At 72.0% G+C, this 23,017-nt stretch carries 23 protein-coding genes; 21 read left to right on the top strand and 2 right to left on the bottom strand.

The window, feature by feature from the left end:
* Nucleotides 1-240: 240 nt before the first annotated feature.
* The 4 genes from OG422_RS04300 (at nucleotide 241) to OG422_RS04285 (ending at nucleotide 4,691) form a co-directional block, all read left to right on the top strand.
* On the top strand, nucleotides 241-954 hold the full coding sequence (locus tag OG422_RS04300; RefSeq protein ID WP_405739862.1) for an MBL fold metallo-hydrolase: 714 nt from the start codon (nucleotides 241-243) through the stop codon (nucleotides 952-954).
* A gap of 11 nt (nucleotides 955-965) precedes the next feature.
* Nucleotides 966-2,228 (top strand): histidine--tRNA ligase, encoded by a 1,263-nt coding sequence (gene hisS / locus OG422_RS04295; protein ID WP_405739859.1) that lies wholly within the window; start codon nucleotides 966-968, stop codon nucleotides 2,226-2,228.
* Nucleotides 2,229-2,597: 369 nt separating this feature from the next.
* Nucleotides 2,598-3,239: a vitamin K epoxide reductase family protein gene (locus OG422_RS04290; RefSeq protein WP_405739856.1), complete on the top strand. Its 642-nt coding sequence runs from the start codon at nucleotides 2,598-2,600 to the stop codon at nucleotides 3,237-3,239.
* A gap of 90 nt (nucleotides 3,240-3,329) precedes the next feature.
* Nucleotides 3,330-4,691: a replication-associated recombination protein A gene (locus OG422_RS04285; protein ID WP_405747642.1), complete on the top strand. Its 1,362-nt coding sequence runs from the start codon at nucleotides 3,330-3,332 to the stop codon at nucleotides 4,689-4,691.
* Between the two features lie 133 nt (nucleotides 4,692-4,824).
* Here OG422_RS04285 and OG422_RS04280 read toward each other — a convergent pair whose 3' ends face one another.
* Entirely contained in the window at nucleotides 4,825-5,580 is a 756-nt protein-coding gene (locus OG422_RS04280) for a DUF2470 domain-containing protein (protein WP_405747640.1), read from the bottom strand.
* A 185-nt stretch (nucleotides 5,581-5,765) separates the two neighbouring features.
* On the opposite strand from OG422_RS04280, the gene rpsD reads away from it, so the two are divergent.
* From rpsD to nusB, 15 genes are all read left to right on the top strand, one after another.
* Nucleotides 5,766-6,377 (top strand): 30S ribosomal protein S4, encoded by a 612-nt coding sequence (rpsD, locus tag OG422_RS04275; RefSeq protein WP_143939900.1) that lies wholly within the window; start codon nucleotides 5,766-5,768, stop codon nucleotides 6,375-6,377.
* 308 nt (nucleotides 6,378-6,685) lie between these two features.
* Nucleotides 6,686-7,120 (top strand): DUF948 domain-containing protein, encoded by a 435-nt coding sequence (locus OG422_RS04270; protein WP_405739852.1) that lies wholly within the window; start codon nucleotides 6,686-6,688, stop codon nucleotides 7,118-7,120.
* A gap of 8 nt (nucleotides 7,121-7,128) precedes the next feature.
* Complete coding sequence (locus tag OG422_RS04265; RefSeq protein WP_143939901.1) at nucleotides 7,129-7,476, top strand: DUF6167 family protein; 348 nt, start codon at nucleotides 7,129-7,131, stop codon at nucleotides 7,474-7,476.
* Complete coding sequence (gene alaS / locus OG422_RS04260; protein ID WP_405739849.1) at nucleotides 7,476-10,145, top strand: alanine--tRNA ligase; 2,670 nt, start codon at nucleotides 7,476-7,478, stop codon at nucleotides 10,143-10,145. Before OG422_RS04265 ends, alaS begins: the two co-directional genes overlap by 1 nt.
* A gap of 13 nt (nucleotides 10,146-10,158) precedes the next feature.
* Entirely contained in the window at nucleotides 10,159-10,623 is a 465-nt protein-coding gene (gene ruvX / locus OG422_RS04255; RefSeq protein ID WP_030278556.1) for a Holliday junction resolvase RuvX, read from the top strand.
* A 122-nt stretch (nucleotides 10,624-10,745) separates the two neighbouring features.
* Nucleotides 10,746-12,533 (top strand): endolytic transglycosylase MltG, encoded by a 1,788-nt coding sequence (gene mltG / locus OG422_RS04250; protein WP_405739846.1) that lies wholly within the window; start codon nucleotides 10,746-10,748, stop codon nucleotides 12,531-12,533.
* Nucleotides 12,526-13,371, top strand: a complete 846-nt coding sequence (locus OG422_RS04245) for a shikimate dehydrogenase (protein WP_143939904.1) — start codon at nucleotides 12,526-12,528, stop codon at nucleotides 13,369-13,371. The genes mltG and OG422_RS04245 overlap by 8 nt, the downstream gene beginning before the upstream one ends.
* A 111-nt stretch (nucleotides 13,372-13,482) precedes the next feature.
* Complete coding sequence (aroC, locus tag OG422_RS04240) at nucleotides 13,483-14,667, top strand: chorismate synthase (RefSeq protein ID WP_143939905.1); 1,185 nt, start codon at nucleotides 13,483-13,485, stop codon at nucleotides 14,665-14,667.
* Entirely contained in the window at nucleotides 14,664-15,218 is a 555-nt protein-coding gene (locus OG422_RS04235) for a shikimate kinase (protein WP_405739841.1), read from the top strand. The genes aroC and OG422_RS04235 overlap by 4 nt, the downstream gene beginning before the upstream one ends.
* Complete coding sequence (gene aroB, locus OG422_RS04230) at nucleotides 15,215-16,306, top strand: 3-dehydroquinate synthase (RefSeq protein WP_405739838.1); 1,092 nt, start codon at nucleotides 15,215-15,217, stop codon at nucleotides 16,304-16,306. The genes OG422_RS04235 and aroB overlap by 4 nt, the downstream gene beginning before the upstream one ends.
* A gap of 73 nt (nucleotides 16,307-16,379) precedes the next feature.
* Nucleotides 16,380-16,820 carry a type II 3-dehydroquinate dehydratase gene (gene aroQ / locus OG422_RS04225; protein ID WP_405739835.1) on the top strand — a complete coding sequence of 147 codons (441 nt, stop codon included), beginning with the start codon at nucleotides 16,380-16,382 and terminating at the stop codon, nucleotides 16,818-16,820.
* Nucleotides 16,821-17,108: 288 nt separating this feature from the next.
* The gene (locus OG422_RS04220; RefSeq protein WP_405739832.1) at nucleotides 17,109-18,080 is read left to right on the top strand and encodes an AAA family ATPase; all 972 of its coding nucleotides are present in this window, start codon (nucleotides 17,109-17,111) and stop codon (nucleotides 18,078-18,080) included.
* Between the two features lie 94 nt (nucleotides 18,081-18,174).
* On the top strand, nucleotides 18,175-19,281 hold the full coding sequence (locus OG422_RS04215) for an aminopeptidase P family protein (protein WP_143939910.1): 1,107 nt from the start codon (nucleotides 18,175-18,177) through the stop codon (nucleotides 19,279-19,281).
* 66 nt (nucleotides 19,282-19,347) lie between these two features.
* Nucleotides 19,348-19,914 (top strand): elongation factor P, encoded by a 567-nt coding sequence (efp, locus tag OG422_RS04210; protein WP_143939911.1) that lies wholly within the window; start codon nucleotides 19,348-19,350, stop codon nucleotides 19,912-19,914.
* Nucleotides 19,915-19,916: 2 nt separating this feature from the next.
* Entirely contained in the window at nucleotides 19,917-20,351 is a 435-nt protein-coding gene (gene nusB / locus OG422_RS04205; RefSeq protein WP_143939912.1) for a transcription antitermination factor NusB, read from the top strand.
* 211 nt (nucleotides 20,352-20,562) lie between these two features.
* On the opposite strand, the gene bldD is transcribed toward nusB, so the two are convergent.
* Nucleotides 20,563-21,063: a transcriptional regulator BldD gene (gene bldD / locus OG422_RS04200; protein WP_030278578.1), complete on the bottom strand. Its 501-nt coding sequence runs from the start codon at nucleotides 21,061-21,063 to the stop codon at nucleotides 20,563-20,565.
* Nucleotides 21,064-21,289: 226 nt separating this feature from the next.
* Between bldD and pyrR the strand changes: the two genes are divergently transcribed.
* Both pyrR and OG422_RS04190 read left to right on the top strand, forming a co-directional pair.
* On the top strand, nucleotides 21,290-21,934 hold the full coding sequence (pyrR, locus tag OG422_RS04195) for a bifunctional pyr operon transcriptional regulator/uracil phosphoribosyltransferase PyrR (RefSeq protein ID WP_405739826.1): 645 nt from the start codon (nucleotides 21,290-21,292) through the stop codon (nucleotides 21,932-21,934).
* Between the two features lie 98 nt (nucleotides 21,935-22,032).
* Nucleotides 22,033-23,016, top strand: coding sequence for an aspartate carbamoyltransferase catalytic subunit (locus OG422_RS04190; RefSeq protein ID WP_405739823.1), 984 nt, complete (start codon nucleotides 22,033-22,035; stop codon nucleotides 23,014-23,016).
* Nucleotide 23,017 lies beyond the last annotated feature (1 nt).

Below are 23,017 nucleotides of genomic sequence, written 5' to 3'. Positions count from 1 at the left end.
CTGTCCTGCACTACGTGCCGCGCTCGGTCGCTCGGGTGACCAAGGGCTGTCCCGCCAGGGATGACGGGACAGCCCTCAGCTGGGGGCGAAGGTCTCGGAGCCCCAGGTCGTGGGCCGTGGCCGTACCGTATACGGGTTCGCCGCCGCCACAGGTGCGCCGGTAGGCTCTGGAGCTGCCGAGTTGTTCCGGGAGCGGCCGCCTGCGCGAGGCGCCCGACCCCACGACCTTTAAGGACGAACGTGCTGATTGCCGGGTTCCCCGCCGGGGCCTGGGGGACCAACTGCTATCTGGTCGCCCCCGCCGCCGGCGAGGAGTGCGTGATCATCGACCCGGGCCACCGCGCCGCACAGGGCGTCGAGGAGGCGGTCGCCAAGCACCGCCTCAAGCCCGTCGCGGTCGTCCTCACCCACGGTCACATCGACCACGTCGCCTCGGTCGTCCCGGTGTGCGGTGCGCACGACGTACCCGCCTGGATCCACCCCGAGGACCGCTACATGATGAGCGACCCGGAGAAGGCCCTCGGCCGCGCCATCGGTGCCCCGCTCATGGGCGAGCTGACGGTGGGGGAGCCGGACGACGTCAAGGAGCTGACGGACGGCGGCACCCTTCAGCTGGCCGGGATGGAGTTCTCCGTCGCGCACGCACCGGGCCATACCAAGGGGTCGGTGACCTTCCGGATGCCCGAGCAGGCCGACATCCCGCCGGTCTTCTTCTCGGGCGACCTGCTGTTCGCCGGCTCCATCGGACGCACCGATCTGCCGGGCGGCGACCACGCCGAGATCCTGCGGTCGCTGGCACGCGTGTGCCTGCCGCTGGAGGACTCGACCGTCGTCCTGTCCGGCCACGGCCCCCAGACCACCATCGGCCGCGAGCGCGCCGGCAACCCCTATCTGCGGGAGCTGGCCGCCGGCCTCGGAGAGGGCACCACCGCCCCTCCGCGACGAGGAATGTGACGAGACCTTCCGTGAGCACCTTTCAGGCCCCCAAGGGCACGTACGACCTGCTTCCCCCCCATTCCGCGACCTATCTCACGGTCCGTGAGGCGATCTCCGCGCCGCTGCGCAACTCCGGCTACGGCTACATCGAGACGCCCGGCTTCGAGAACGTCGAGCTGTTCGCCCGCGGCGTCGGTGAGTCCACCGACATCGTGACCAAGGAGATGTACGCCTTCGAGACCAAGGGTGGCGACCGGCTGGCGCTGCGCCCCGAGGGCACCGCCTCCGTGCTGCGCGCGGCCCTGGAGGCCAACCTCCACAAGGGCGGCAACCTCCCCGTCAAGCTCTGGTACTCCGGTTCGTACTACCGCTACGAGCGTCCGCAGAAGGGCCGCTACCGTCACTTCTCGCAGGTCGGCGCGGAGGCCATCGGCGCGGAGGACCCGGCGCTCGACGCCGAGCTGATCATCCTCGCCGACCAGGCGTACCGCTCGCTGGGGCTGCGGAACTTCCGCATCCTGCTCAACTCGCTCGGCGACAAGGAGTGCCGCCCGGTCTACCGCGCCGCCCTCCAGGACTTCCTGCGCGGCCTCGACCTGGACGACGACACCCGGCGCCGCGTCGACATCAACCCGCTGCGGGTCCTCGACGACAAGCGGGAGTCCGTCCGCAAGCAGCTGACCGGCGCCCCGGCGCTCGGCGACTACCTCTGCGAGGCGTGCAAGGCGTACCACGAGCAGGTCCGCGAGCTGCTGACCGCGGCGGGCGTCGCCTTCGAGAACGACGCCAACCTGGTGCGCGGGCTGGACTACTACACCCGCACCACCTTCGAGTTCGTCCACGACGGCCTCGGCTCGCAGTCCGCGGTGGGCGGCGGCGGCCGGTACGACGGCCTGTCCGAGATGATCGGCGGCCCGGCGCTGCCGTCCGTCGGCTGGGCGCTCGGCGTCGACCGTACGGTGCTGGCCCTGGAGGCGGAGGGCGTCACGCTCGACATCCCGGCGGCCACCGCGGTCTACGCCGTCCCGCTTGGCGAGGAGGCCCGCCGGGTGCTGTTCGCCCAGGTCACCGTGTTGCGCAAGGCCGGGATCGCGACCGACTTCGCGTTCGGCGGCAAGGGCCTGAAGAACGCCATGAAGTCGGCCAACCGCTCCGGCGCCCGGCTCGCGCTGGTCGCCGGCGAGCGTGATCTGGCCGAGGGCGTCGTCCAGCTGAAGAACCTGGAGAGCGGCGAGCAGACCGCCGTACCGCTGGACGCGGTGGTCGACGAGGTCCGGCGCACACTGGGCTGACCACCCGGGACGAGACGGCCGACGGGGGCCGGGGCGGGCGCCTTCGGGCGGCTCGTTCCCGGCCCCCGTCCTGCTCCCTGGGACGGGCGCCCGCGTCAAGGCGGCGCCCGGCCGTTCACCCTCCCGGTTGGTTCGTGCGGCGCCCGCGGAGGGAAGGCGCGGCGCGGAAAGCGGCGACGGCGCTGTTCACGGCGGTGGTGCGGGCGGTGCCGGGGCCCGCACGGACCGGTCGGCCCGGCACCGGAGACGTTCCTCTTTATGTCCTTCGAACGGTGGCACGCACGGCGGGTGGGGCAGAATGTGGGCGCGGCCGCTGCCCGCGGGCCCGCTTGTCCACCCCACCCCACAAGGGATCGACGGAACCGCGATATGACGACGACAGCGCTTGACGACGTGTCCACCGAGGACGACCGCGACGGTGACCGCGGCACCATCGGCGCGGGCCGCGGATTCTCCTGGCTGCTGGTGATCACCGGTGCGCTGGGCATCCTGGCCTCGTGGGTCATCACGATCGACAAGATCGAGCTGCTGAAGGATCCCAACTTCAAGCCCGCGTGCAGCTTCAACCCGATCATCTCCTGCGGCAGCGTGATGCAGAGCGGTCAGGCCGAGGTCTTCGGATTCCCGAACCCGATGGCCGGGATGATCGCCTTCCCCGTGGTCGTCGCGATCGGCGTCGGCCTCCTGGCGGGCGCCCGCTACCGCCGCTTCTACTGGATCGGCCTCAACATCGGCACCCTGCTGGGCACGGTGTTCTGCATGTGGCTGATGACGCAGTCGCTGTACGAGATCAACGCCCTGTGCCTGTGGTGCACGCTCACCTGGTGCGCCACGCTCCTGATGTTCTGGTACACCACCGTCCACAACATCAAGCACCGCATCATCCCGGCGCCCGCCGGACTGCGCGACGCGGTGCTGGAGTTCCACTGGGTCGTCCCGGTGCTCTGGTACGGCTCCATCGCGCTGCTGATCCTCACCCGCTGGTGGTCGTACTGGTCGTCGCTGCTCTGACGCCCCCGCGCCCGGGTCCGCCCGGCCGTCGGCCTCGCACGGGCCGGCGGCCGGGCGGCGTTGTCAGTGGGGTGACATAAGGTCGTGAGCGTGGAGCCCGACCTGTTCACCGCCGCCGCCGAAGACCGTCAGGAGAAGGACCCCGCCGGGTCCCCGCTCGCCGTACGGATGCGTCCGCGCACCCTCGACGAGGTCGTGGGGCAGCAGCATCTGCTCAAGCCGGGGTCACCGCTGCGGCGGCTGGTGGGAGAGGGCAGCGGCGGCCCGGCCGGACCCTCGTCGGTCTTCCTGTGGGGCCCGCCCGGCATCGGCAAGACCACCCTTGCGTACGTCGTCAGTCAGGCGACCCACAAGCGTTTCGTGGAGCTGTCGGCGATCACCGCGGGCGTCAAGGAAGTGCGGGCGGTCATCGACGGCGCGCGCCGCGCCTCGGGCGGCTTCGGCAAGGAGACCGTCCTCTTCCTCGATGAGATCCACCGCTTCAGCAAGGCCCAGCAGGACTCCCTGCTGCCCGCGGTGGAGAACCGCTGGGTCACCCTGATCGCCGCCACCACCGAGAACCCGTACTTCTCGGTGATCTCCCCGTTGCTCTCCCGCTCATTGCTGCTCACCCTGGAGCCGCTCACCGACGACGACCTGCGGGGGCTGCTGCGCCGGGCGCTCACCGCGGAGCGTGGTCTGGACGGTGCGGTGACGCTGCCCGAGGACACCGAGGCGCATCTGCTGCGGATCGCCGGTGGGGACGCCCGGCGCGCGCTGACGGCGCTGGAGGCGGGCGCGGGCTCGGCGCTGGCCAAGGGCGAGCAGGAGATCAGCCTGCAGACCCTGGAGGAGTCCGTCGACCGCGCCGCGGTGAAGTACGACCGGGACGGCGATCAGCACTACGACGTCGCCAGTGCGCTGATCAAGTCCATCCGGGGCTCCGACGTCGACGCCGCGCTGCACTATCTGGCGCGCATGATCGAGGCGGGGGAGGACCCCCGGTTCATCGCGCGGCGGCTGATGATCTCGGCGAGTGAGGACATCGGGCTGGCCGATCCTTCCGCGCTGCAGACCGCGGTCGCCGCGGCCCAGGCCGTCGCCATGATCGGCTTCCCGGAGGCCCGGATCACGCTGAGCCAGGCCACCATCGCGCTCGCCCTGGCCCCCAAGTCCAACGCCGCGTACATGGCGATAGATGCGGCGCTCGCCGACGTCCGCGCGGGCCAGGCCGGACCCGTCCCGCCGTATTTGCGCGACAGCCACTACAAGGGCGCCGAGAAGCTGGGCCACGGCCAGGGCTATCAGTACCCGCATGATCTGCCCGGCGGGATCGCGGCCCAGCAGTACGCCCCGGACGCGGTGCACGGCAAGCGGTACTACACCCCGACCCGGCACGGCGCCGAGGCCCGTTACGCCGACGTCGCCGACCGGGTCCGGGCGCGGCTGCGGGGCGGCGGGACGGACGGCTGAGGCCGGGCGCGAGCCGTCCGTCGGGCCCGTACGCCGGTACGCGAAGGACGCGCGGGCCCGGTGGGCGAGGCCCGCGCGGGCCTCGTACAGCTGGTGGTGCCGCGACGAGCCCCGGTACCCGGAGCCCCCGCCGTCACCCCTCCGCGGCCTCGAAGAGCGCATGCATCGCGCGCCGCAGTTCGGCCACGTCGCGGACGGGCTCGGGGAAGTCGAAGCGCGCATCGAACGGCGGCCGTCCGTCGCCGGTGAAGCGCACCCGCAGCCCGAAGCGGTCCAGAGCGACCGGCGTGGCCTCGTCGCGGGCGCCGCACACGGTGGCGCTCCGGTCCCCGAGCAGCCCGCACAACCCGCGGACCTGCGGGCCGTGGGCGGAGTGCAGATGCTGGAGCAGCTCGGCCTCGTGGGCGACGAGCGGATCGGGCGCGGCGGCGGCGAACTCCTCGGGCTCGGCGGTCTCGGCGCCCCACAGGTCGTCCACCGCGCATTCGCCGACCTCCAGGCGGAGCATCAGCCAGGCGGCCCGCCCGGGGATACCGGGCGCGGGCTGCGGCTGGACGGCCTCGCCGATCCCGAGGAGTCCGCCGACGGGGTGCCGCTCGGCGAGCAGCGCCGCGCAGTGGGCCCGGTCGTCGTTGCGTACGGGGGTGAGCCAGCCCGCCACCCAGGCGCGGCCGCGGACGCGATGGGGCACGGAAACGGGCGCGACATCGGTGATCTCCATCACGGCTGCCAGGTCGTCGTCCTGGGCGTATGCGGCGGCCCGGGCGGCCGCGGAGTCGCGGGGAGCCAGCAACAGCACGTCTCCCTGGGGTGTCACGGTCCGGCAGACCGGTGCCGAGAGCCCGCTCGGGTCGGGGTCCTCGACTCCGGGAATGCTCAGCGACCCCATAGCATTGGACTCGACGAGGGTGCGTACGCGCTCGGCGGCCGACGGGCGCCGGGCGTCTTCCACGGGACGCGGCTGACCCGCCTCGGTGCCCTGAGTGGCATCGGGCAGGGGGATCCCAGGTCGAAACATGCGTTCTCCTCGCGCTAAGGTAAGCCTCACCTAATTTACACGGAGGTCCGTTCCACGTGAACCAGTCGCGTCCCAAGGTCAAGAAGTCCCGCGCGCTCGGCATCGCCCTGACGCCGAAGGCCGTCAAGTACTTCGAGGCCCGCCCCTACCCGCCCGGCGAGCACGGCCGTGGCCGCAAGCAGAGCAGTGACTACAAGGTCCGGCTGCTCGAGAAGCAGCGTCTGCGTGCGCAGTACGACATCAGCGAGCGCCAGATGGCGCGTGCCTACGACCGCGCTCGGAAGGTCGAAGGCAAGACGGGCGAAGCCCTCATCATCGAGCTTGAGCGCCGTCTGGACGCGCTCGTCCTGCGTTCGGGCATCGCCCGCACGATCTACCAGGCGCGCCAGATGGTCGTCCACGGCCACATCGCCGTGAACGACCGCAAGGTCGACAAGCCCTCCTTCCGCGTCCGTCCCGGCGACGTCGTGATGGTCCGCGAGCGCAGCCGCGAGAAGCACCCCTTCCAGGTGGCGCGCGAGGGCGGCTACGCCCCCGACGGCGAGATCCCCCGCTACCTGGAGGTCAACCTCCAGGCGCTGGCGTTCCGCCTCGACCGGGACCCCAACCGCAAGGAGATCCCGGTGATCTGCGACGAGCAGCTCGTCGTCGAGTACTACGCCCGCTGATCCAGGCGTAGCCACCGGCACCTTCCGGCCCGCCGCCCCTCCCCGCCGCTCGCGGGGACGGTGCGGCGGGCCGCTGCCGTTCCCGGAGACGGGGGCCGGTGCGCCGCCGCCCGGACCGCGCGCGGGGCGGGCGCCGCCCGACCGTACAATCGGCCGGCCGCCTTCCCTCCGGCCCTGCCCGCCGACCGTAAATCCGGTCGGACGCGCCGTCACGGCGCGATAGGGTCAAGGGTGCCGTTCGAGCAGGACGGGACCGGAGCGGGACAGCGCGGATGCCCCGTCGGAGAGTGTCGGAGAGTGGTGCCAGCGTGACCGGTGGAGAGGTGGCGGGGATCCTGGTCGCCGTCTTCTGGGCGATCCTCGTGTCGTTCCTCGCCCTCGTACTGGTGAGGCTCGCGCAGACGCTCAAGGCGACGACGAAGATGGTGGCCGAGGTCTCGGACCAGGCCGTTCCGCTGCTCGCCGACGCGTCCGCGACGGTCCGCTCGGCGCACACCCAGCTCGCCCGCGTCGACGCCATCGCCTCCGACGTGCAGGAGGTCACCGCCAACGCCTCCGCGCTCTCCTCGACCGTCTCCTCCGCCTTCGGCGGACCGCTGGTCAAGGTCGCCGCCTTCGGCTACGGCGTACGCCGCGCGATCGGGAAGAAGGGCGCACCGGAGCCCGAGCGCACCGTCGTCGTCGGCCGTACCCTTCCCGGCGCCCGCCGCGGCGGGCGCCGCAACCGTCGCTCCAAGGACTGATCACCGCGATGTTCCGCCGCGCATTCTGGTTCACCACCGGCGCCGCCGCCGGCGTCTGGGCCACCACCAAGGTCCACCGCAAGCTGCGGCGGCTGCAGCCCGACAGCCTCGCCGCGCAGGCCGCGGACAAGGCCGTCGAGACCGGCCACCGGCTGCGCCGCTTCGCGCTGGACGTCCGCACGGGAATGGCGGACCGTGAGGAACAGTTGCACGAAGCGCTGGGTCTGACCGCGCCCGGTGACGTCCGCGAACTGCCCGCATCGCGCACCCGCGCGGTGCTCGATACGCCCCACCCCACCACGAGGGCGACCGGACCGTCCGGGATCGCCGGACCGACTGGAAATGAGGACCACTGATGGAGTCGGCTGAAATCCGCCGCCGCTGGCTGCGCTTCTTCGAGGAGCGCGGGCACACCGCCGTGCCGTCGGCGTCGCTCATCGCGGACGACCCGACGCTGCTGCTGGTCCCCGCGGGCATGGTGCCCTTCAAGCCGTACTTCCTCGGCGAGGTCAAGCCGCCGTGGCCGCGCGCCACCAGCGTGCAGAAGTGTGTGCGCACGCCCGACATCGAAGAGGTCGGCAAGACCACCCGGCACGGCACGTTCTTCCAGATGTGCGGCAACTTCTCCTTCGGCGACTACTTCAAGGAAGGCGCCATCAAGCACGCCTGGGAGCTGCTGACCGGCTCCCAGGAGGACGGCGGCTACGGTCTCGACCCGGAGAAGCTCTGGATCACCGTCTACCTCGACGACGACGAGGCCGAGCGCATCTGGCACGAGGTCGTCGGCGTGCCCAAGGAGCGCATCCAGCGCCTGGGCAAGAAGGAGAACTACTGGTCCATGGGCGTCCCCGGCCCCTGTGGACCGTGCTCCGAGATCAACTACGACCGCGGCCCGGAGTTCGGCGTCGAGGGCGGCCCGGCCGTCAACGACGAGCGGTACGTCGAGATCTGGAACCTCGTCTTCATGCAGTACGAGCGGGGCGCGGGCATCGGCAAGGAGGACTTCGAGATCCTCGGCGAGCTGCCCAGCAAGAACATCGACACCGGCCTCGGCCTGGAACGCCTGGCGATGATCCTCCAGGGCGTCCGCAACATGTACGAGACCGACACCCTGCGCGTCGTCATCGACAAGGCCACCGAGCTGACCGGCGTCCGCTACGGCGCCACCACCGACACCGATGTCTCGCTCCGCGTCGTCGCCGACCACATGCGCACCTCCACGATGCTCATCGGCGACGGCGTCACCCCGGGCAACGAGGGCCGCGGCTACGTGCTGCGCCGCATCATGCGCCGCGCCATCCGCAACATGCGGCTGCTCGGCGCCACCGGCCCGGTCGTCGCCGAGCTGCTGGACACCGTCATCAAGACGATGGGCCAGCAGTACCCGGAGCTGCTGGAGGACCGCCGCCGCATCGAGACCGTCGCCCTCGCCGAGGAGGCCGCCTTCCTCAAGACGCTGAAGGCCGGCACCAACATCCTTGACACCGCCGTCACCGACACCAAGGCCACCGGTGGCACGGTCCTCCCCGGCGACAAGGCGTTCCTGCTCCACGACACCTGGGGCTTCCCGATCGACCTCACCCTGGAAATGGCCGCCGAGCAGGGCCTTTCCGTGGACGAGGACGGCTTCCGCCGCCTGATGAAGGAGCAGCGGGAGCGCGCCAAGGCCGACGCCCAGGCCAAGAAGCACGGCCACGCCGACCTCTCCGCCTACCGCGCCGTCGCCGACGCCTCCGGCGCCACCGAGTTCACCGGCTACCGCGCCACCGAGGGTGAGTCCACCGTCGTCGGTCTCCTGGTCAACGGCGTCTCGGCGCCCGCCGCCCACGAGGGTGACGAGGTCGAGATCGTCCTGGACCGCACCCCCTTCTACGCCGAGGGCGGCGGTCAGCTCGCCGACACCGGCCGGATCAAGCTGGACTCCGGCGCCGTCGTCGAGGTCCGCGACGTCCAGAAGCCGGTCCCCGGCGTCACCGTCCACAAGGGCGTCGTCCAGGTCGGCGAGGTCGTGGTCGGCTCCGCTGCGTACGTCGCGATCGATGTGACCCGCCGCCGGGCCATCGCCCGCGCCCACAGCGCCACCCACCTCACCCACCAGGCGCTGCGCGACGCGCTCGGCCCGACCGCCGCCCAGGCCGGTTCGGAGAACTCCCCGGGCCGCTTCCGCTTCGACTTCGGGTCCCCGGCCGCGGTGCCCGGCGCCGTCCTCACCGACGTCGAGCAGAAGATCAACGAAGTGCTCTCGCGTGAGCTGGACGTGCACGCCGAGGTCATGAGCATGGAGGACGCCAAGAAGCAGGGCGCCATCGCGGAGTTCGGCGAGAAGTACGGCGACCGCGTGCGCGTCGTCACCATCGGCGACTTCTCCAAGGAGCTGTGCGGCGGTACGCACGTCCACAACACCGCCCAGCTGGGCCTGGTGAAGCTGCTGGGCGAGTCGTCGATCGGCTCCGGCGTCCGCCGGGTCGAGGCCCTCGTCGGCGTCGACGCCTACAAGTTCCTCGCCCGGGAGCACACGGTCGTCTCGCAGCTGACGGAGCTGGTCAAGGGCCGTCCCGACGAGCTGCCCGACAAGATCTCCGGCGTTCTCGCCAAGCTGAAGGACGCCGAGAAGGAGATCGAGAAGTACCGCGCGGAGAAGGTCCTCCAGGCCGCCGCCGGTCTCGCCGCGGACACCAAGGACGTCCGTGGGGTGGCGCTCGCCGCCGCCCAGGTCCCCGACGGCACCTCCGCCGACGATCTGCGCAAGCTCGTCCTGGACGTCCGGGGCCGGATCCCCGGCGACCGCGCCGCCGTCGTGGCGCTGTTCTCGGTCGCCAACGGCCGCCCGGTCACGGTCATCGCCACCAACGAGGCCGCCCGCGAGCGCGGCGTCAAGGCCGGTGACCTGGTCCGTACGGCCGCCAAGACCCTCGGTGGCGGCGGTGGCGGCAAGCCGGACATCGCCCAGGGCGGTGGCCAGAACGCCGCGGCCGTGCCCGAGGCGCTGGAAGCCGTCGAGCGGCTCGTTGCCGAGGTGGCCTGAGCAGGTGAGTGAGATTCGACGCGGTCGGCGCATCGCCGTGGACGTCGGGGACGCCCGCATCGGGGTCGCCTCGTGCGACCCCGACGGGGTCCTCGCCACCCCGGTCGAGACGGTCCCCGGACGGGACGTCCCGGCGGCGCACCGCCGTCTCAAGGCGATCGTCGAGGAGTACGAGCCGCTGGAGGTCGTCGTCGGGCTCCCGCGTTCCCTGAATGGGGGAGAGGGGCCCGCCGCGGCCAAGGTCCGGGCGTTCGCCCAGGTACTGGCCGGAAACATCGCCCCGATCGAGGTACGGCTGGTAGACGAGCGGATGTCGACGGTGACCGCCGCACAAGGGCTGCGGGCCTCCGGGGTGCGCAGCAAGAAGGGCCGCTCGGTCGTCGATCAGGCGGCCGCGGTGGTGATCCTGCAGAGCGCGCTGGAGACGGAACGGACCTCGGGCCGGGCTCCGGGAGAATGCATCCGAGTGGTCATCTGATGGCAGTACGGTAACGTTCCGCGATGCGAAGCGGTTTCGACAAGCCGCGCAGGTAGAGGCGGGTCGGTACAGCATCCGCGCGCCGGACAGGAGCGCGCCCGCCTCTCGGCTCAAGGGGATCGATGACCGAGTATGGCCGGGGCTACCGCTCCGAACCGTGGCATCCCGAGGACCCGCTCTATGGAGATCAGGGGTCCTACGGGGGGCACGCGCAGCACTCCCCGTGGGGCGGCCGGGGCGCCGCCCCGGCCCCTCCGCGGTACGACGGCGGCTGGGACGGCGCCGCACCCGGCGGTGCGCCGTACGACCCGTACGGCACCCAGCAGCCGCACGACCCGCTGACCGGCCCCTATGTCGATCCGTACGCCGCCCCCGCCGGCTACCCGTCTCCGCAGGCGCCGCAGGGGTACGTCCAGAACCCGGGTCAGCCGTACGACCAGGGGTCGTACGAGCAGCAGTACCCCCATGACCAGCGGTATCCGCAGGATCGGGGGTACCCGCAGGACCAGGGGTACGCCGGGCAGCCGGGGTACCCGCAGGAGCAGCAGTACCCGTACGACCCGCAGTACCCGCACGACCCGGCGTACGGTGAGCGGCCGCAGCAGCCGTATCCGCCGCACGACCAGGGCCCGGTCCCGCAGGCGGCGCCCCGTACGGACGAGCCGGAGGACGACTGGCGGCCGGACGGCGGGCGGGAGCCCGACCCCGACCACGCGTTCTTCGCCGACGATCCGGCGGACGACCGGCCGGACGCGGACGACGAGGACGAGCGCGCGGCCGACGTCCGCTCCGGCCACGAGGGCCGCGGCAAGAAGACCAAGCGCCGGGGCGGCTGCGCCCGCTTTCTCATCGCCGTGGTGATCGCCGCCGGTGTCGGCGGGGCCGGATACGTCGGCTACCGGTTCTACGAAAGCCATATCGCCAGCCCCCCGGACTTCGCGGGCGAGGGCTCCGGCGCGCTCCAGGTCGAGATTCCGGACGGCGCACCGATCCAGCAAATGGGGCAGATCCTCAAAAAGGAAGGCGTCGTCAAGAGCGTCGACGCCTTCACTGCCGCGGCGAAGGAGAACCCGAAGGGTTCGGGGCTCCAGCCCGGCAGTTATTCGATGCGCCTCCACATGTCGGCGGCGTCCGCCGTGGACCTGATGATGGACCCGAAGAGCCGTAACGGCCTGACGGTTCAGGAGGGGCTGCGGGCCGGTGCGGTGTACGACCTCATAGACAAGAAACTCCGGGTGAAGTCCGGCACCACGAAGGCTGCGGCCGAGAAGAATCTCAAAACCCTCGGACTGCCGGCCTGGGCCAAGGGCTCCACGGAGATCAAGGATCCGCTGGAAGGATTCCTCTACCCCTCGACGTACAACGTGGGCGGCCAGGCCACCCCCACCGACGTGCTGAAACAAATGGTGGCACGGGCCGATCAGGAGTACGCGCGCTACGACCTGGCGGCGAATGCGAAGAAGTACCACCTCGATTCCCCGCTCCAGTTGCTGAGCGTCGCCAGCCTGACGCAGGCGGAGGGCATAACCCACGAGGACTTCCGCAAGATGGCCGCGGTCATCTACAACCGGCTCGATCCGGGTAACGTGGCCACCAACCACAAGATCGAATTCGACTCGACGTACAACTACGTGAAGAACCAGAGCAAGATCAATATTGGGATCGACGAGATCAGGCGTTACGACGATCCCTACAACACCTACGTCTACCAAGGTCTCCCGCCGGGACCGATCGGTAATCCGGGCGCCGATGCGCTGAAGGCGGCGGTCGATCCGGACAACTCCCAGAAGTGGCTCTTCTTCATCTCCGTCGACGGAAAGAAGACCGACTTCACCACGAATCTCACGGACCACAACAAGCTCGTGCAGCAGTTCAACGAGCGGCAACAGGCACAGAAGCAGAATGGCTGAGGGCAGGGCAGTGTCGGACAGCAAGCAGGCGGCGGTTCTGGGATCGCCGATCGCCCACTCCCTCTCGCCGGTCCTGCACCGCGCCGCCTACCGCGAACTGGGCCTGGACGACTGGGAGTACGGCCGCTTCGACATCGACGAGGCGTCGCTGCCCGTCTTCATGGAGAAGCTGGACGCGAGCTGGGCCGGGCTCTCGCTGACCATGCCGCTCAAGCGCGCGGTCATCCCGCTGCTGGACGAGATCAGCGCCACCGCCGCTTGCGTCGAGGCCGTCAACACGGTCGTCCTCACCGACGACGGGCGCCGCACCGGCGACAACACCGACATCCCCGGCATGGTCGCGGCGCTGCGCGAACGCGGGGTGACCCGGGTCGAGCGGGCCGCCGTCCTCGGCGCCGGCGCCACCGCCTCCTCGGCGCTCGCCGCGCTCGCGCAGATCTGCACCGGCGAGGTCACCGCGTACGTCCGCAGCGCCCCGCGCGCCGCCGAGATGCGCGGCTGGGGCGAACGCCTGGGCGTCGCGGTCGCCACCGCGCCCTGGGATGCCGCCGCCGAGGCGTTCCACGCGCCGCTGGTCGTCGCCACCACCCCGGCAGGCACCACCGACGCCCTCGCCACCGCCGTCCCCGAGGCGCCCGGCACCCTCTTCGACGTGCTGTACGAGCCCTGGCCCACCGCGCTGGCGGCCGCCTGGTCGGCCCGCGGCGGCGCGGTCGTCGGCGGCCTCGATCTGCTGGTGCACCAGGCGGTCCTCCAGGTCGAGTCGATGACCGGGCGGGCCCCCGCTCCGCTGGCCGCGATGCGCGCGGCGGGCGAGCGGGCCCTCGCCGCCCGCTGACCGGCCGCGCCCGCCCGGTCCGCTCCCTGGACGCGGCGCGGTCCGCCCGCCGCGACGTGGGAGGATCGGGGGAGTAGACGTAGGCGCAGGAGCAGGACAAAAGGAGCACCGTTGAGCAGGTTGCGCTGGCTGACGGCGGGGGAGTCGCACGGCCCCGCACTGGTGGCGACGTTGGAGGGCCTCCCGGCCGGCGTCCCGATCACCACCGATCTGGTGGCGGACGCGCTGGCCAGGCGTCGGCTCGGCTATGGCCGCGGTGCCCGGATGAAGTTCGAACGGGACGAGGTCACCTTCCTCGGCGGCGTCCGCCACGGCCTCTCGCTCGGCTCGCCCGTCGCCGTCATGGTCGGCAACACCGAGTGGCCCAAGTGGGAGCAGGTCATGGCCGCCGACCCGGTGGACGAGGCGGAGCTGGCCGAGCTGGCCCGCAACGCCCCGCTGACCCGGCCGCGCCCCGGCCACGCCGACCTTGCCGGGATGCAGAAGTACGGCTTCGACGAGGCCCGCCCGATCCTGGAGCGCGCTTCGGCGCGGGAGACCGCCGCCCGGGTCGCGCTCGGCGCGGTGGCCCGCTCCTTCCTCAAGGAGGCCGCCGGGATCGAGATCGTCTCGCACGTCGTCGAACTGGCCGCCGCGAAGGCCCCGTACGGCACCGTCCCCACCCCCGCCGACGTCGAGAAGCTGGACGCGGACCCGGTGCGCTGCCTGGACGCGGACGCGAGCAAGGCGATGGTCGCGGAGATCGACCAGGCCCACAAGGACGGCGACACCCTCGGTGGCGTCGTCGAGGTCCTGGCGTACGGCGTGCCCGTCGGCCTCGGCTCGCACGTCCACTGGGACCGGCGGCTGGACGCCCGGCTGGCCGGGGCGCTCATGGGCATCCAGGCGATCAAGGGCGTCGAGGTCGGCGACGGCTTCGACCTGGCGCGGGTGCCGGGCTCCAAGGCGCACGACGAGATCGTCGCCACCCCGGACGGCATCCGCCGCTCCTCCGGCCGCTCCGGCGGCACCGAGGGCGGTCTGACCACCGGCGAACTGCTGCGGGTGCGGGCCGCGATGAAGCCCATCGCGACGGTCCCGCGGGCGCTGGCGACGGTCGATGTCACCACCGGCGAGGCCACCAAGGCGCACCACCAGCGCTCGGACGTCTGCGCCGTCCCGGCCGCCGGTATCGTCGCCGAGGCGATGGTGGCGCTGGTCCTGGCAGACGCGGTGGTCGAGAAGTTCGGCGGCGACAGCGTGCCGGAGACCCGCCGCAACGTCCGCGGTTACCTCGACAACCTGGCGATCAAGTGACGCCGCGCGCCGTCCTCGTCGGCCCGCCCGGCGCGGGCAAGTCGACCGTGGGCGCGCTCCTCGCCGAACGGCTCGGGGTCGGCTACCGCGACACCGACGCCGACATCGTCAAGGTGGCCGGGAAGCCGATCGCGGAGATCTTCATCGACGAGGGCGAACCGCACTTCCGCGAGCTGGAGCGGCAGGCGGTCCGCGCCGCCGTCGCCGAGCACGCCGGGGTGCTCTCCCTCGGCGGCGGCGCGATCATGGACGATTCGACGCGTGCGCTGCTGCGTGGGCTGCCGGTCGTCTTCCTGGACGTCGCGCTGGCCGACGCGGTCAAGCGGGTCGGCCTGGACGCCCCGCGGCCGCTGCTCGCGGTCAACCCGCGGCAGCGCTGGCGCGAGCTGATGGCGGCCCGCCGCCCCCTGTACACCGAGGTCGCGTCCGCCGTGGTCAGCACCGGCGGCCGCACCCCCGAGGACGTCGCCGAGGCGGTCCTCGACGCACTGGAGCCGGGGCGGGCCGCGGGCGAGGACCCGCGCGCCGCCCGCAGGAAGGAAGAGGCATGACGGAGCAGGCCACCCGTATCCACGTCGGCGGTACGGCGGGCAGCGATCCGTATGACGTGCTCGTCGGGCGGCAGCTGCTTGAGGAGCTGCCCGGTCTGATCGGCGCCGGGGTCAAGCGCGTCGCCGTGCTGCACCCGGAGGCGCTGGCCGCCACCGGTGAGGCGCTGCGCGAGGACCTGGCGGGCCAGGGCTTCGAGGCCATCGCGATCCAGCTGCCGAACGCCGAGGAGTCCAAGACCGTCGAGGTCGCCGCGTACTGCTGGAAGGCGCTCGGCCAGACCGGCTTCACCCGCAGCGACGTCATCGTCGGCGTCGGCGGCGGCGCCACCACGGACCTGGCGGGCTTCGTCGCGGCCACCTGGCTGCGCGGGGTGCGCTGGATCGCCGTGCCGACCACCGTCCTGGGCATGGTCGACGCGGCGGTCGGCGGCAAGACCGGCATCAACACCGCCGAGGGCAAGAACCTCGTCGGCGCGTTCCACCCGCCGGCCGGGGTGCTCTGCGACCTCGCGGCGCTCGACTCGCTGCCGGTGCACGACTACGTCTCCGGGCTCGCCGAGGTCATCAAGGCCGGGTTCATCGCGGACCCGGGCATCCTCGACCTGATCGAGGCCGACCCGGAGGCCGCCAAGCGTCCCGACGGGCCGCACACCCAGGAGCTGATCGAGCGGGCGATCCGGGTCAAGGCCGAGGTGGTCTCCGCGGACCTCAAGGAGTCCGGGCTGCGGGAGATCCTCAACTACGGTCACACCCTGGCGCACGCCATCGAGAAGAACGAGCGGTACAACTGGCGCCACGGCGCGGCCGTCTCCGTCGGCATGGTCTTCGCCGCCGAACTCGGCCGGATCGCCGGGCGGTTGGACGACGCGACCGCCGACCGGCACCGCGCGGTCCTCGGCGCCGTCGGCCTGCCGCTGACCTACCGCGGCGACCAGTGGCCCAAGCTGCTGGAGACCATGAAGGTCGACAAGAAGTCCCGCGGCGACCGGCTGCGCTTCATCGTCCTGGACGGTCTGGCCCGCCCCACCGTCCTGGAGGGCCCGGACCCGGCCATGCTGCTCGCCGCGCACGCGGAGATCGCCGAGTGAACGAGCGAAGCGAGAGAACCATCAAGAGGTGCGCCCCTGGCGAATGCCAGGCCGAGCGAAGCGAGGGATGGGCATGAGCCGCCGGGTGCTGGTCCTCAACGGTCCCAACCTCGGCCGCCTGGGCTCCCGCGAGCCGGACGTCTACGGTGCCACCTCCTACGCGGGCCTGGTCGAGGAGTGCGCCCGGCTCGGCAAGGAGCTGGGGCTGGACGCCGAGGTGCGGGAGACCAACGACGAGGGCGAGATGGTCCGCTGGCTGCACGAGGCCGCGGACGGCGCGATCCCGGTGGTCATCAACCCCGGCGCGTTCACGCACTACTCGTACGCCCTGCGGGACGCGGCGGCGCAGCGCACCGCTCCGCTGGTCGAGGTGCACATCTCGAACCCGTACGCCCGCGAGGAGTTCCGCCACAACTCGGTCATCGCGGCGGTGGCCAGCGGTACGGTCGCCGGTTTCGGCATCGGCTCCTACCGCCTGGCGCTGCGCGCGGTGGCCGAGGAACTGGCCGACTGACCGCCGCCCGGGCCGGGTCCACGCCGTCGCGGACCCGGCCCGGGACCAGGGCGTGTCCGGAAAATCCCGCCTGGCGAGATTTTCCGGACACGCCCTGGCGAGGCGCCTTCCGCCGCCCCCGGCCGTTCACACCGTGAGCGCCGGGGGCGGTACCGTTCGTCAGCAGTACCGCACGGACCCGCGGCCTCGGCGCCGCACCGGCCCGCCCGGCGGGCGCCCGGTGTGCCGGACGGCCGCCCGGCATCCGCGCACCGCACCCAGTCGATCCCACGAGACGGAGACCACCGGATGCAGTACGCAGTGGGGGCTCCGCTGCCGCCCCGCCACCAGACGCAGGAGCAGGGGGCGACCCTGAGCTGGACCCCCGGCCCCGGTCACCCCGTGCCGCCGGGCCCGCCGCCGTCGCCGTCCGTGCCGCCGGGCCCGCCGCCGTCCCCGTCCGTGCCGCCGAGCGGCCCGCATCCGGGCGCCGTACCTCCCGGGGCCGGACATCCGGGCGCCGGGCATCCGGGCGCCGCGCCCCCCGGGGCCGGGCAGCCGGGCGCCGCACAGCCGGGGTGGAGCGCCCCGGCGCCGCAGTCCGCGCCGCCCGTCGTGGACACCACGGGCACCGCCGGGTCCACCGGCCACATCCAGCTGCCGCCCGGCGCCCCCGTCGCGCTGCCCAGCCCCCCGGCCGGGACCGCCGCCCCCGACGCCGCGCACACCGCCGTCGCCGTGCTGCTCATAGGCCCGGCCGGGGCGGGCAAGACGAGCGTGGCCCGCCACTGGGCCGACTGCCGCCGGGTGCCCACCGCGCACATCAGCCTCGACGACGTCCGCGAATGGGTGCGCTCCGGCTTCGCCGACCCGCAGCAGGGGTGGAACGACCACTCCGAGGCGCAGTATCGTCTCGCCCGCCGCACCTGCGGCTTCGCCGCCCGCAACTTCCTCGCCAACGGCGTCTCCTGCATCCTCGACGACGCCGTCTTCCCCGACCGCCCGGTCGTCGGCCTCGGCGGCTGGAAGCGCCATGTGGGCCCGGGGCTGCTGCCGATCGTGCTGCTGCCCGGCCTGGAGATCGTTCTGGAGCGCAACGCCCGCCGCAGCGGCAACCGTCGCCTCTCCGACGAGGAAGTGGCCCGGATACACGGCCGGATGGCGGGCTGGTACGGCTCCGGCCTGCCGATCATCGACAACTCCCAGCACGACGTCGCGACCACCGCGCGGATGCTCGACGACGTCCTCGCCCGCAGCCTCGCCTCGCCGCCCAGCTGGTGACCGGCCGGTGGGCGGAGGTGGCGGGTCCGGGCCGGGTACCCCGCCCGGCCGCTCTCGACCGGCCCGCGGGGTGATTCGCCCGTAAGCTCGGGATATGTCCGAGCTGTACGCGGCCCGGCGCACGCGGCTGCGGGACCGCTGCGCGGCGACCGGAAGCACCGCCGCCCTGATCTCGCGCCCCGCCAACGTCCGCTATCTCACCGGTTCCGCGCCCGCCGGCGCCGCACTCCTGCTGGGCCCGGCCGCGGACGTGCTGCTCTGCGGCGCCCCGCTGACCGGCGACCCGTCCGAGGGGCGCCCCGCCGACGACATCCGCGTCACCGTGCTGCCCGCCCGCGACGGCGATCCCGTGGTGGCCGGCGCCGATCTGGCGGCGCAGGCCGGGGCCACCACCCTCGCCGTCGAGGAACACCATCTGACCGTCGCCCGGCACCGGGCGCTCGGCCGGGTCGTGCCGCGGCTGCGCCTGGCCGATGTGGCCTGTGCCGTCGAGGCGCAGCGGCTGATCAAGGACGACGACGAGATCTCCTGTCTGCGCATCGCCGCGGAGATCACCGATCAGGCGCTCGGCGAACTCCTGGAGTCGATCCTGGTCGGCCGCACCGAGCGGCATCTCGCCCTGGAGCTGGAGCGCCGCCTCGTCGACCACGGCGCGGACGGCCCGGCGTTCGCGACCTCGGTGGCGACCGGCCCGCACTCCGGCCGTCCGGGGCATCTGCCCACCGACCGCCGGGTCGAGGAAGGGGACTTCCTCAGCGTCGGCCTCGGCGCGAACTACCGCGGCTACCGCTGCGAGATCGGCCGGACCTTCGTCATCGGCACCACCCCCGCGGACTGGCAGATCGAGCTGTACGACCTGGTTTTCGCAGCCCAGCGGGCCGGTCGGGAGGCCCTGGCGCCGGGTGTGGAGTGCCGTGAAGTGGACCGGGTGACCCGTCATCTGCTGGAATCCGCCGGGCACGGGGAACGGCTCGGACCGTGGACCGGACACGGCGTGGGGCTCGAAATCGATGAGGACCCTCAGCTGTCGCCTGCGGCCATGGGTAAACTGGACGCTTGCGTGCCGGTCACCGTCGAGCCAGGGGTCCACATCCCGGGCCGTGGGGGTGTCCGGATCGACGACACCCTCGTCGTCCGCCCCGAGGCGGACGGCGGACCCGAGCTACTCACGATCACTACCAAGGAGCTGCTCGCCCTGTGAGCCACCGGGCTCGCTACGGGCGGTTTCTCGGTACCCACCACCTGCAGTCCAGGAGATTCCGCAACCGTGGCTTCCACGAACGACCTCAAGAACGGCCTGGTGCTCAAGCTCGAAGGGGGCCAGCTCTGGTCCGTCGTCGAGTTCCAGCACGTCAAGCCCGGTAAGGGCCCGGCCTTCGTCCGCACCAAGCTCAAGAACGTGCTCTCCGGCAAGGTCGTGGACAAGACCTTCAACGCCGGCGTCAAGGTCGAGACGGCCACCGTCGACAAGCGCGGCATGCAGTTCTCGTACATGGACGGCGAGTACTTCGTCTTCATGGACATGGACACCTACGACCAGCTCATGGTCGACCGCAAGGCCGTCGGTGACGCCGCGAACTTCCTCCTTGAGGGCTTCGAGGCCGTCGTCGCGCAGCACGAGGGCTCGGTGCTCTACGTCGAGCTGCCGGCCGCCGTCGAGCTGGTCATCCAGCACACCGAGCCCGGCGTCCAGGGCGACCGCTCCACCGGCGGCTCCAAGCCCGCCACCCTGGAGACCGGCTACGAGATCCAGGTCCCGCTCTTCATCACCGAGGGCGAGAAGATCAAGGTCGACACCCGCTCCGGTGAGTACCTCGGCCGGGTGAACAGCTAACCGTGGCCGCCCGTAACAAGGCCCGTAAGCGCGCCTTCCAGATCCTCTTCGAGGCCGATCAGCGCGGGGCCGACGTGCAGTCCGTGCTCGCGGACTGGATGCGGCACGCCCGGACCGACCCGAGGCAGCCGCCGGTCAACGAGTTCACCCTGGAGCTTGTCGAGGGGTATGCGGACCACATCGCCCGCATCGACGAACTGCTCGACACCTACTCCGTCGACTGGCCGCTGGACCGGATGCCGGTCGTCGACCGCAACATCCTCCGGCTCGCCGCGTACGAGCTGATCTGGGTGGACGCGACGCCCGACGCGGTGGCGATCGACGAAGCGGTGCAGCTGGCCAAGGAGTTCTCCACGGACGACTCCCCGGCCTTCGTCAACGGGCTGCTGGCCCGGCTGAAGGACCTGAAGCCGACCCTGCGGCGCGAGACGCGATAGCAGCACACCCGGGGCTCACCCGGTGGCACCCGTGAAAGGGCCCGGAGCGCGCAGCACAGGCGCTCCGGGCCCTTCGCGCTGCCGGGGGACGGTGAGAGCCCGTGAGGGGCCGGCCCTGGCCGCCTGGTCACGCTCTCGCCCGTACGAACGACGAACCGCCGCCCCGGTACTCCGGGACGGCGGGTTCGTCGGTTTACTGCTGCGGGACGGCTCAGAGGTCGTCGTGGGCGACCGCGCGGCGCGCGTCGGCGTCCAGCACACCCCAGCTGATCAGCTGCTCGGTCAGCACCGAGGGGGACTGGTCGTAGATCACCGCGAGGGTGCGCAGGTCGTCCTGGCGGATCGAGAGGACCTTGCCGTTGTAGTCGCCGCGCTGGCTCTGGATCGTGGCGGCGTAGCGCTGCAGCGGACCGGCCTTCTCCTGCGGGACGTGGGCGAGGCGCTCCAGGTCCAGCACCAGCTTCGGCGGGGGCTCGGCGGCGCCGCCGGGCGTGGTGCCGGGCAGCAGCTCCTGCACCGGCACGCCGTAGAAGTCCGCCAGCTCGGCGAGGCGCTGCACCGTCACGGCACGGTCACCGCGCTCGTACGAGCCGACGACCACGGCCTTCCAGCGGCCCTGCGACTTCTCCTCGACACCGTGGAGCGAGAGGCCCTGCTGGGTGCGGATGGCGCGGAGCTTGGCCCCGAGCTGTTTGGCGTATTCGCTGGACATAAAGCTCCCCAGACACCTGAATCGAATCGATATGCGGCACGGCCGCGCGGCTGGTAACTCACTGTGAGGTTACGCAGCGTAATCCTCGTTCGTCAAGCCGGGGGAGTCCGCGGGGGCCTCCTGGGGTCGCACGGGCGTTCCTGCGCGGCCCTGCTAGCCTGTACGGCGGTACATCCGACGTCCTTTAAGGTCCGTCCCGTGAGGCGGAGAAGGAGGTCCGTTTCACATGGACGCAAGCAGTTCCGACGTACGCGTATCCGACCACGCATCCGACGTCGACCCGCAGGTGCCCGCGCGCCCGGTGCTCGAAGGCCCGGACGTCGCGCGGATGCTGACCCGTATCGCCCACGAGATCGTCGAGCGCGCCAAGGGCGCCGACGACGTGGTGCTCCTGGGCATCCCGACCCGCGGTGTCTTCCTCGCCCGGCGGCTCGCCGCCAAGCTGGAGGAGATCACCGGCCGCACCATCCCGGTCGGCTCGCTCGACATCACCATGTACCGCGACGACCTGCGCCTGGGCCCCGCCCGTGCGCTCGCCCGCACCGAGATCCCCGGTGACGGCATCGAGGGCCGCGTCGTCCTCCTCGTCGACGACGTGCTCTTCTCCGGCCGCACCATCCGCGCCGCCCTGGACGCCCTGAACGACATCGGCCGGCCCCGCGCCGTCCAGCTCGCCGTTCTCGTCGACCGCGGCCACCGCGAGCTGCCGATCCGCGCCGACTACGTCGGCAAGAACCTCCCCACGTCGCTGCGGGAGACCGTCAAGGTCCAGCTCACCGAGGAGGACGGCCGCGACGCCGTGCTGCTCGGCACGCGGCCCGCCGACGACGCCGCGGCGACCGGGCGGCCCACCCGGACCGGCGAGCGCTAGCGCAGCCGCCCCACGGACCCGGCATGCCCGGGGCCGTACCGCTGCCTGCCCTCCCGACGGACATACCCGTACGCCTTTCTCACCCACGGAGAAACCGGATGAAGCGTGACCTCATCTCGGCCGCCGACCTCACGCGCGACGACGCCGTCCTGATCCTCGACACCGCCGAGGAGATGGCCCGGGTCGCCGACCGGCCGATCAAGAAACTTCCCACCCTGCGCGGCCGCACCGTCGTCAACCTCTTCTTCGAGGACTCGACCCGGACGCGGATCTCCTTCGAAGCCGCGGCCAAGCGCCTCTCCGCGGACGTCATCAACTTCTCCGCCAAGGGCTCGTCGGTCTCCAAGGGCGAATCCCTCAAGGACACCGCCCTCACCCTGGAGGCGATGGGCGCCGACGCCGTCGTCATCCGCCACCACGACTCCGGCGCCCCGCACCGCCTGGCCACCTCCGGCTGGATCGGCGGCTCCGTCGTCAACGCCGGTGACGGCACCCACGAGCACCCCACCCAGGCGCTGCTGGACGCGTTCACCATGCGCCGCCGCCTCGTCGGCGTGGACGCCGGGCTCGGCAAGGACCTCGCCGGCTGCCGCATCACGATCGTCGGCGACATCCTGCACAGCCGCGTCGCCCGCTCCAACGTCCATCTGCTCACCACGCTCGGCGCCGAGGTCACCCTCGTCGCGCCGCCCACCCTGGTGCCGATCGGCGTGGAAAGCTGGCCCTGCGAGGTCTCGTACGACCTCGACGCCGTCCTCGCGACCTCCGACGCCGTGATGATGCTCCGTGTGCAGCGCGAGCGGATGAACGCCGCCTTCTTCCCGACCGAGCGCGAGTACGCCCGCCGCTACGGGCTGGACGGCGAGCGCATGGCCCGGATGCCGCAGGACGCCATCGTGATGCACCCCGGCCCGATGAACCGCGGCATGGAGATCACCGCAGAGGTCGCCGACTCGCCGCGCTGCACCGCCGTGGAGCAGGTCACCAACGGTGTCAGCATCCGGATGGCCGTCCTCTACCTGCTCCTGGGCGGCAACGAACCCGCCCTCACCACCCCCGCCCGCACCGAGGAGAGCAAGTAAC

The sequence above is a fragment of the Streptomyces sp. NBC_01525 genome (assembly GCF_045040405.1).
Classification (GTDB): Bacteria; Actinomycetota; Actinomycetes; order Streptomycetales; family Streptomycetaceae; genus Streptomyces; species Streptomyces benahoarensis.
The sequence above is the reverse complement of the archived record's forward strand: the minus strand, read 5'-3'. Positions and strand labels throughout refer to the sequence as shown.

Excerpts from the sequence above, each read along its gene's own strand:
- OG422_RS04290 (WP_405739856.1), top strand. The coding sequence starts at position 2,598 with ATGACGACGACAGCGCTTGACGACGTGTCCACCGAGGACGACCGCGAC.
- OG422_RS04280 (WP_405747640.1), bottom strand. The coding sequence starts at position 5,580 with ATGGGGTCGCTGAGCATTCCCGGAGTCGAGGACCCCGACCCGAGCGGG.
- OG422_RS04265 (WP_143939901.1), top strand. The coding sequence starts at position 7,129 with ATGTTCCGCCGCGCATTCTGGTTCACCACCGGCGCCGCCGCCGGCGTC.
- alaS (WP_405739849.1), top strand. The coding sequence starts at position 7,476 with ATGGAGTCGGCTGAAATCCGCCGCCGCTGGCTGCGCTTCTTCGAGGAG.
- mltG (WP_405739846.1), top strand. The coding sequence starts at position 10,746 with ATGACCGAGTATGGCCGGGGCTACCGCTCCGAACCGTGGCATCCCGAG.
- OG422_RS04245 (WP_143939904.1), top strand. The coding sequence starts at position 12,526 with ATGGCTGAGGGCAGGGCAGTGTCGGACAGCAAGCAGGCGGCGGTTCTG.
- aroB (WP_405739838.1), top strand. The coding sequence starts at position 15,215 with ATGACGGAGCAGGCCACCCGTATCCACGTCGGCGGTACGGCGGGCAGC.
- aroQ (WP_405739835.1), top strand. The coding sequence starts at position 16,380 with ATGAGCCGCCGGGTGCTGGTCCTCAACGGTCCCAACCTCGGCCGCCTG.
- OG422_RS04220 (WP_405739832.1), top strand. The coding sequence starts at position 17,109 with ATGCAGTACGCAGTGGGGGCTCCGCTGCCGCCCCGCCACCAGACGCAG.
- OG422_RS04215 (WP_143939910.1), top strand. The coding sequence starts at position 18,175 with ATGTCCGAGCTGTACGCGGCCCGGCGCACGCGGCTGCGGGACCGCTGC.
- bldD (WP_030278578.1), bottom strand. The coding sequence starts at position 21,063 with ATGTCCAGCGAATACGCCAAACAGCTCGGGGCCAAGCTCCGCGCCATC.
- pyrR (WP_405739826.1), top strand. The coding sequence starts at position 21,290 with ATGGACGCAAGCAGTTCCGACGTACGCGTATCCGACCACGCATCCGAC.
- OG422_RS04190 (WP_405739823.1), top strand. The coding sequence starts at position 22,033 with ATGAAGCGTGACCTCATCTCGGCCGCCGACCTCACGCGCGACGACGCC.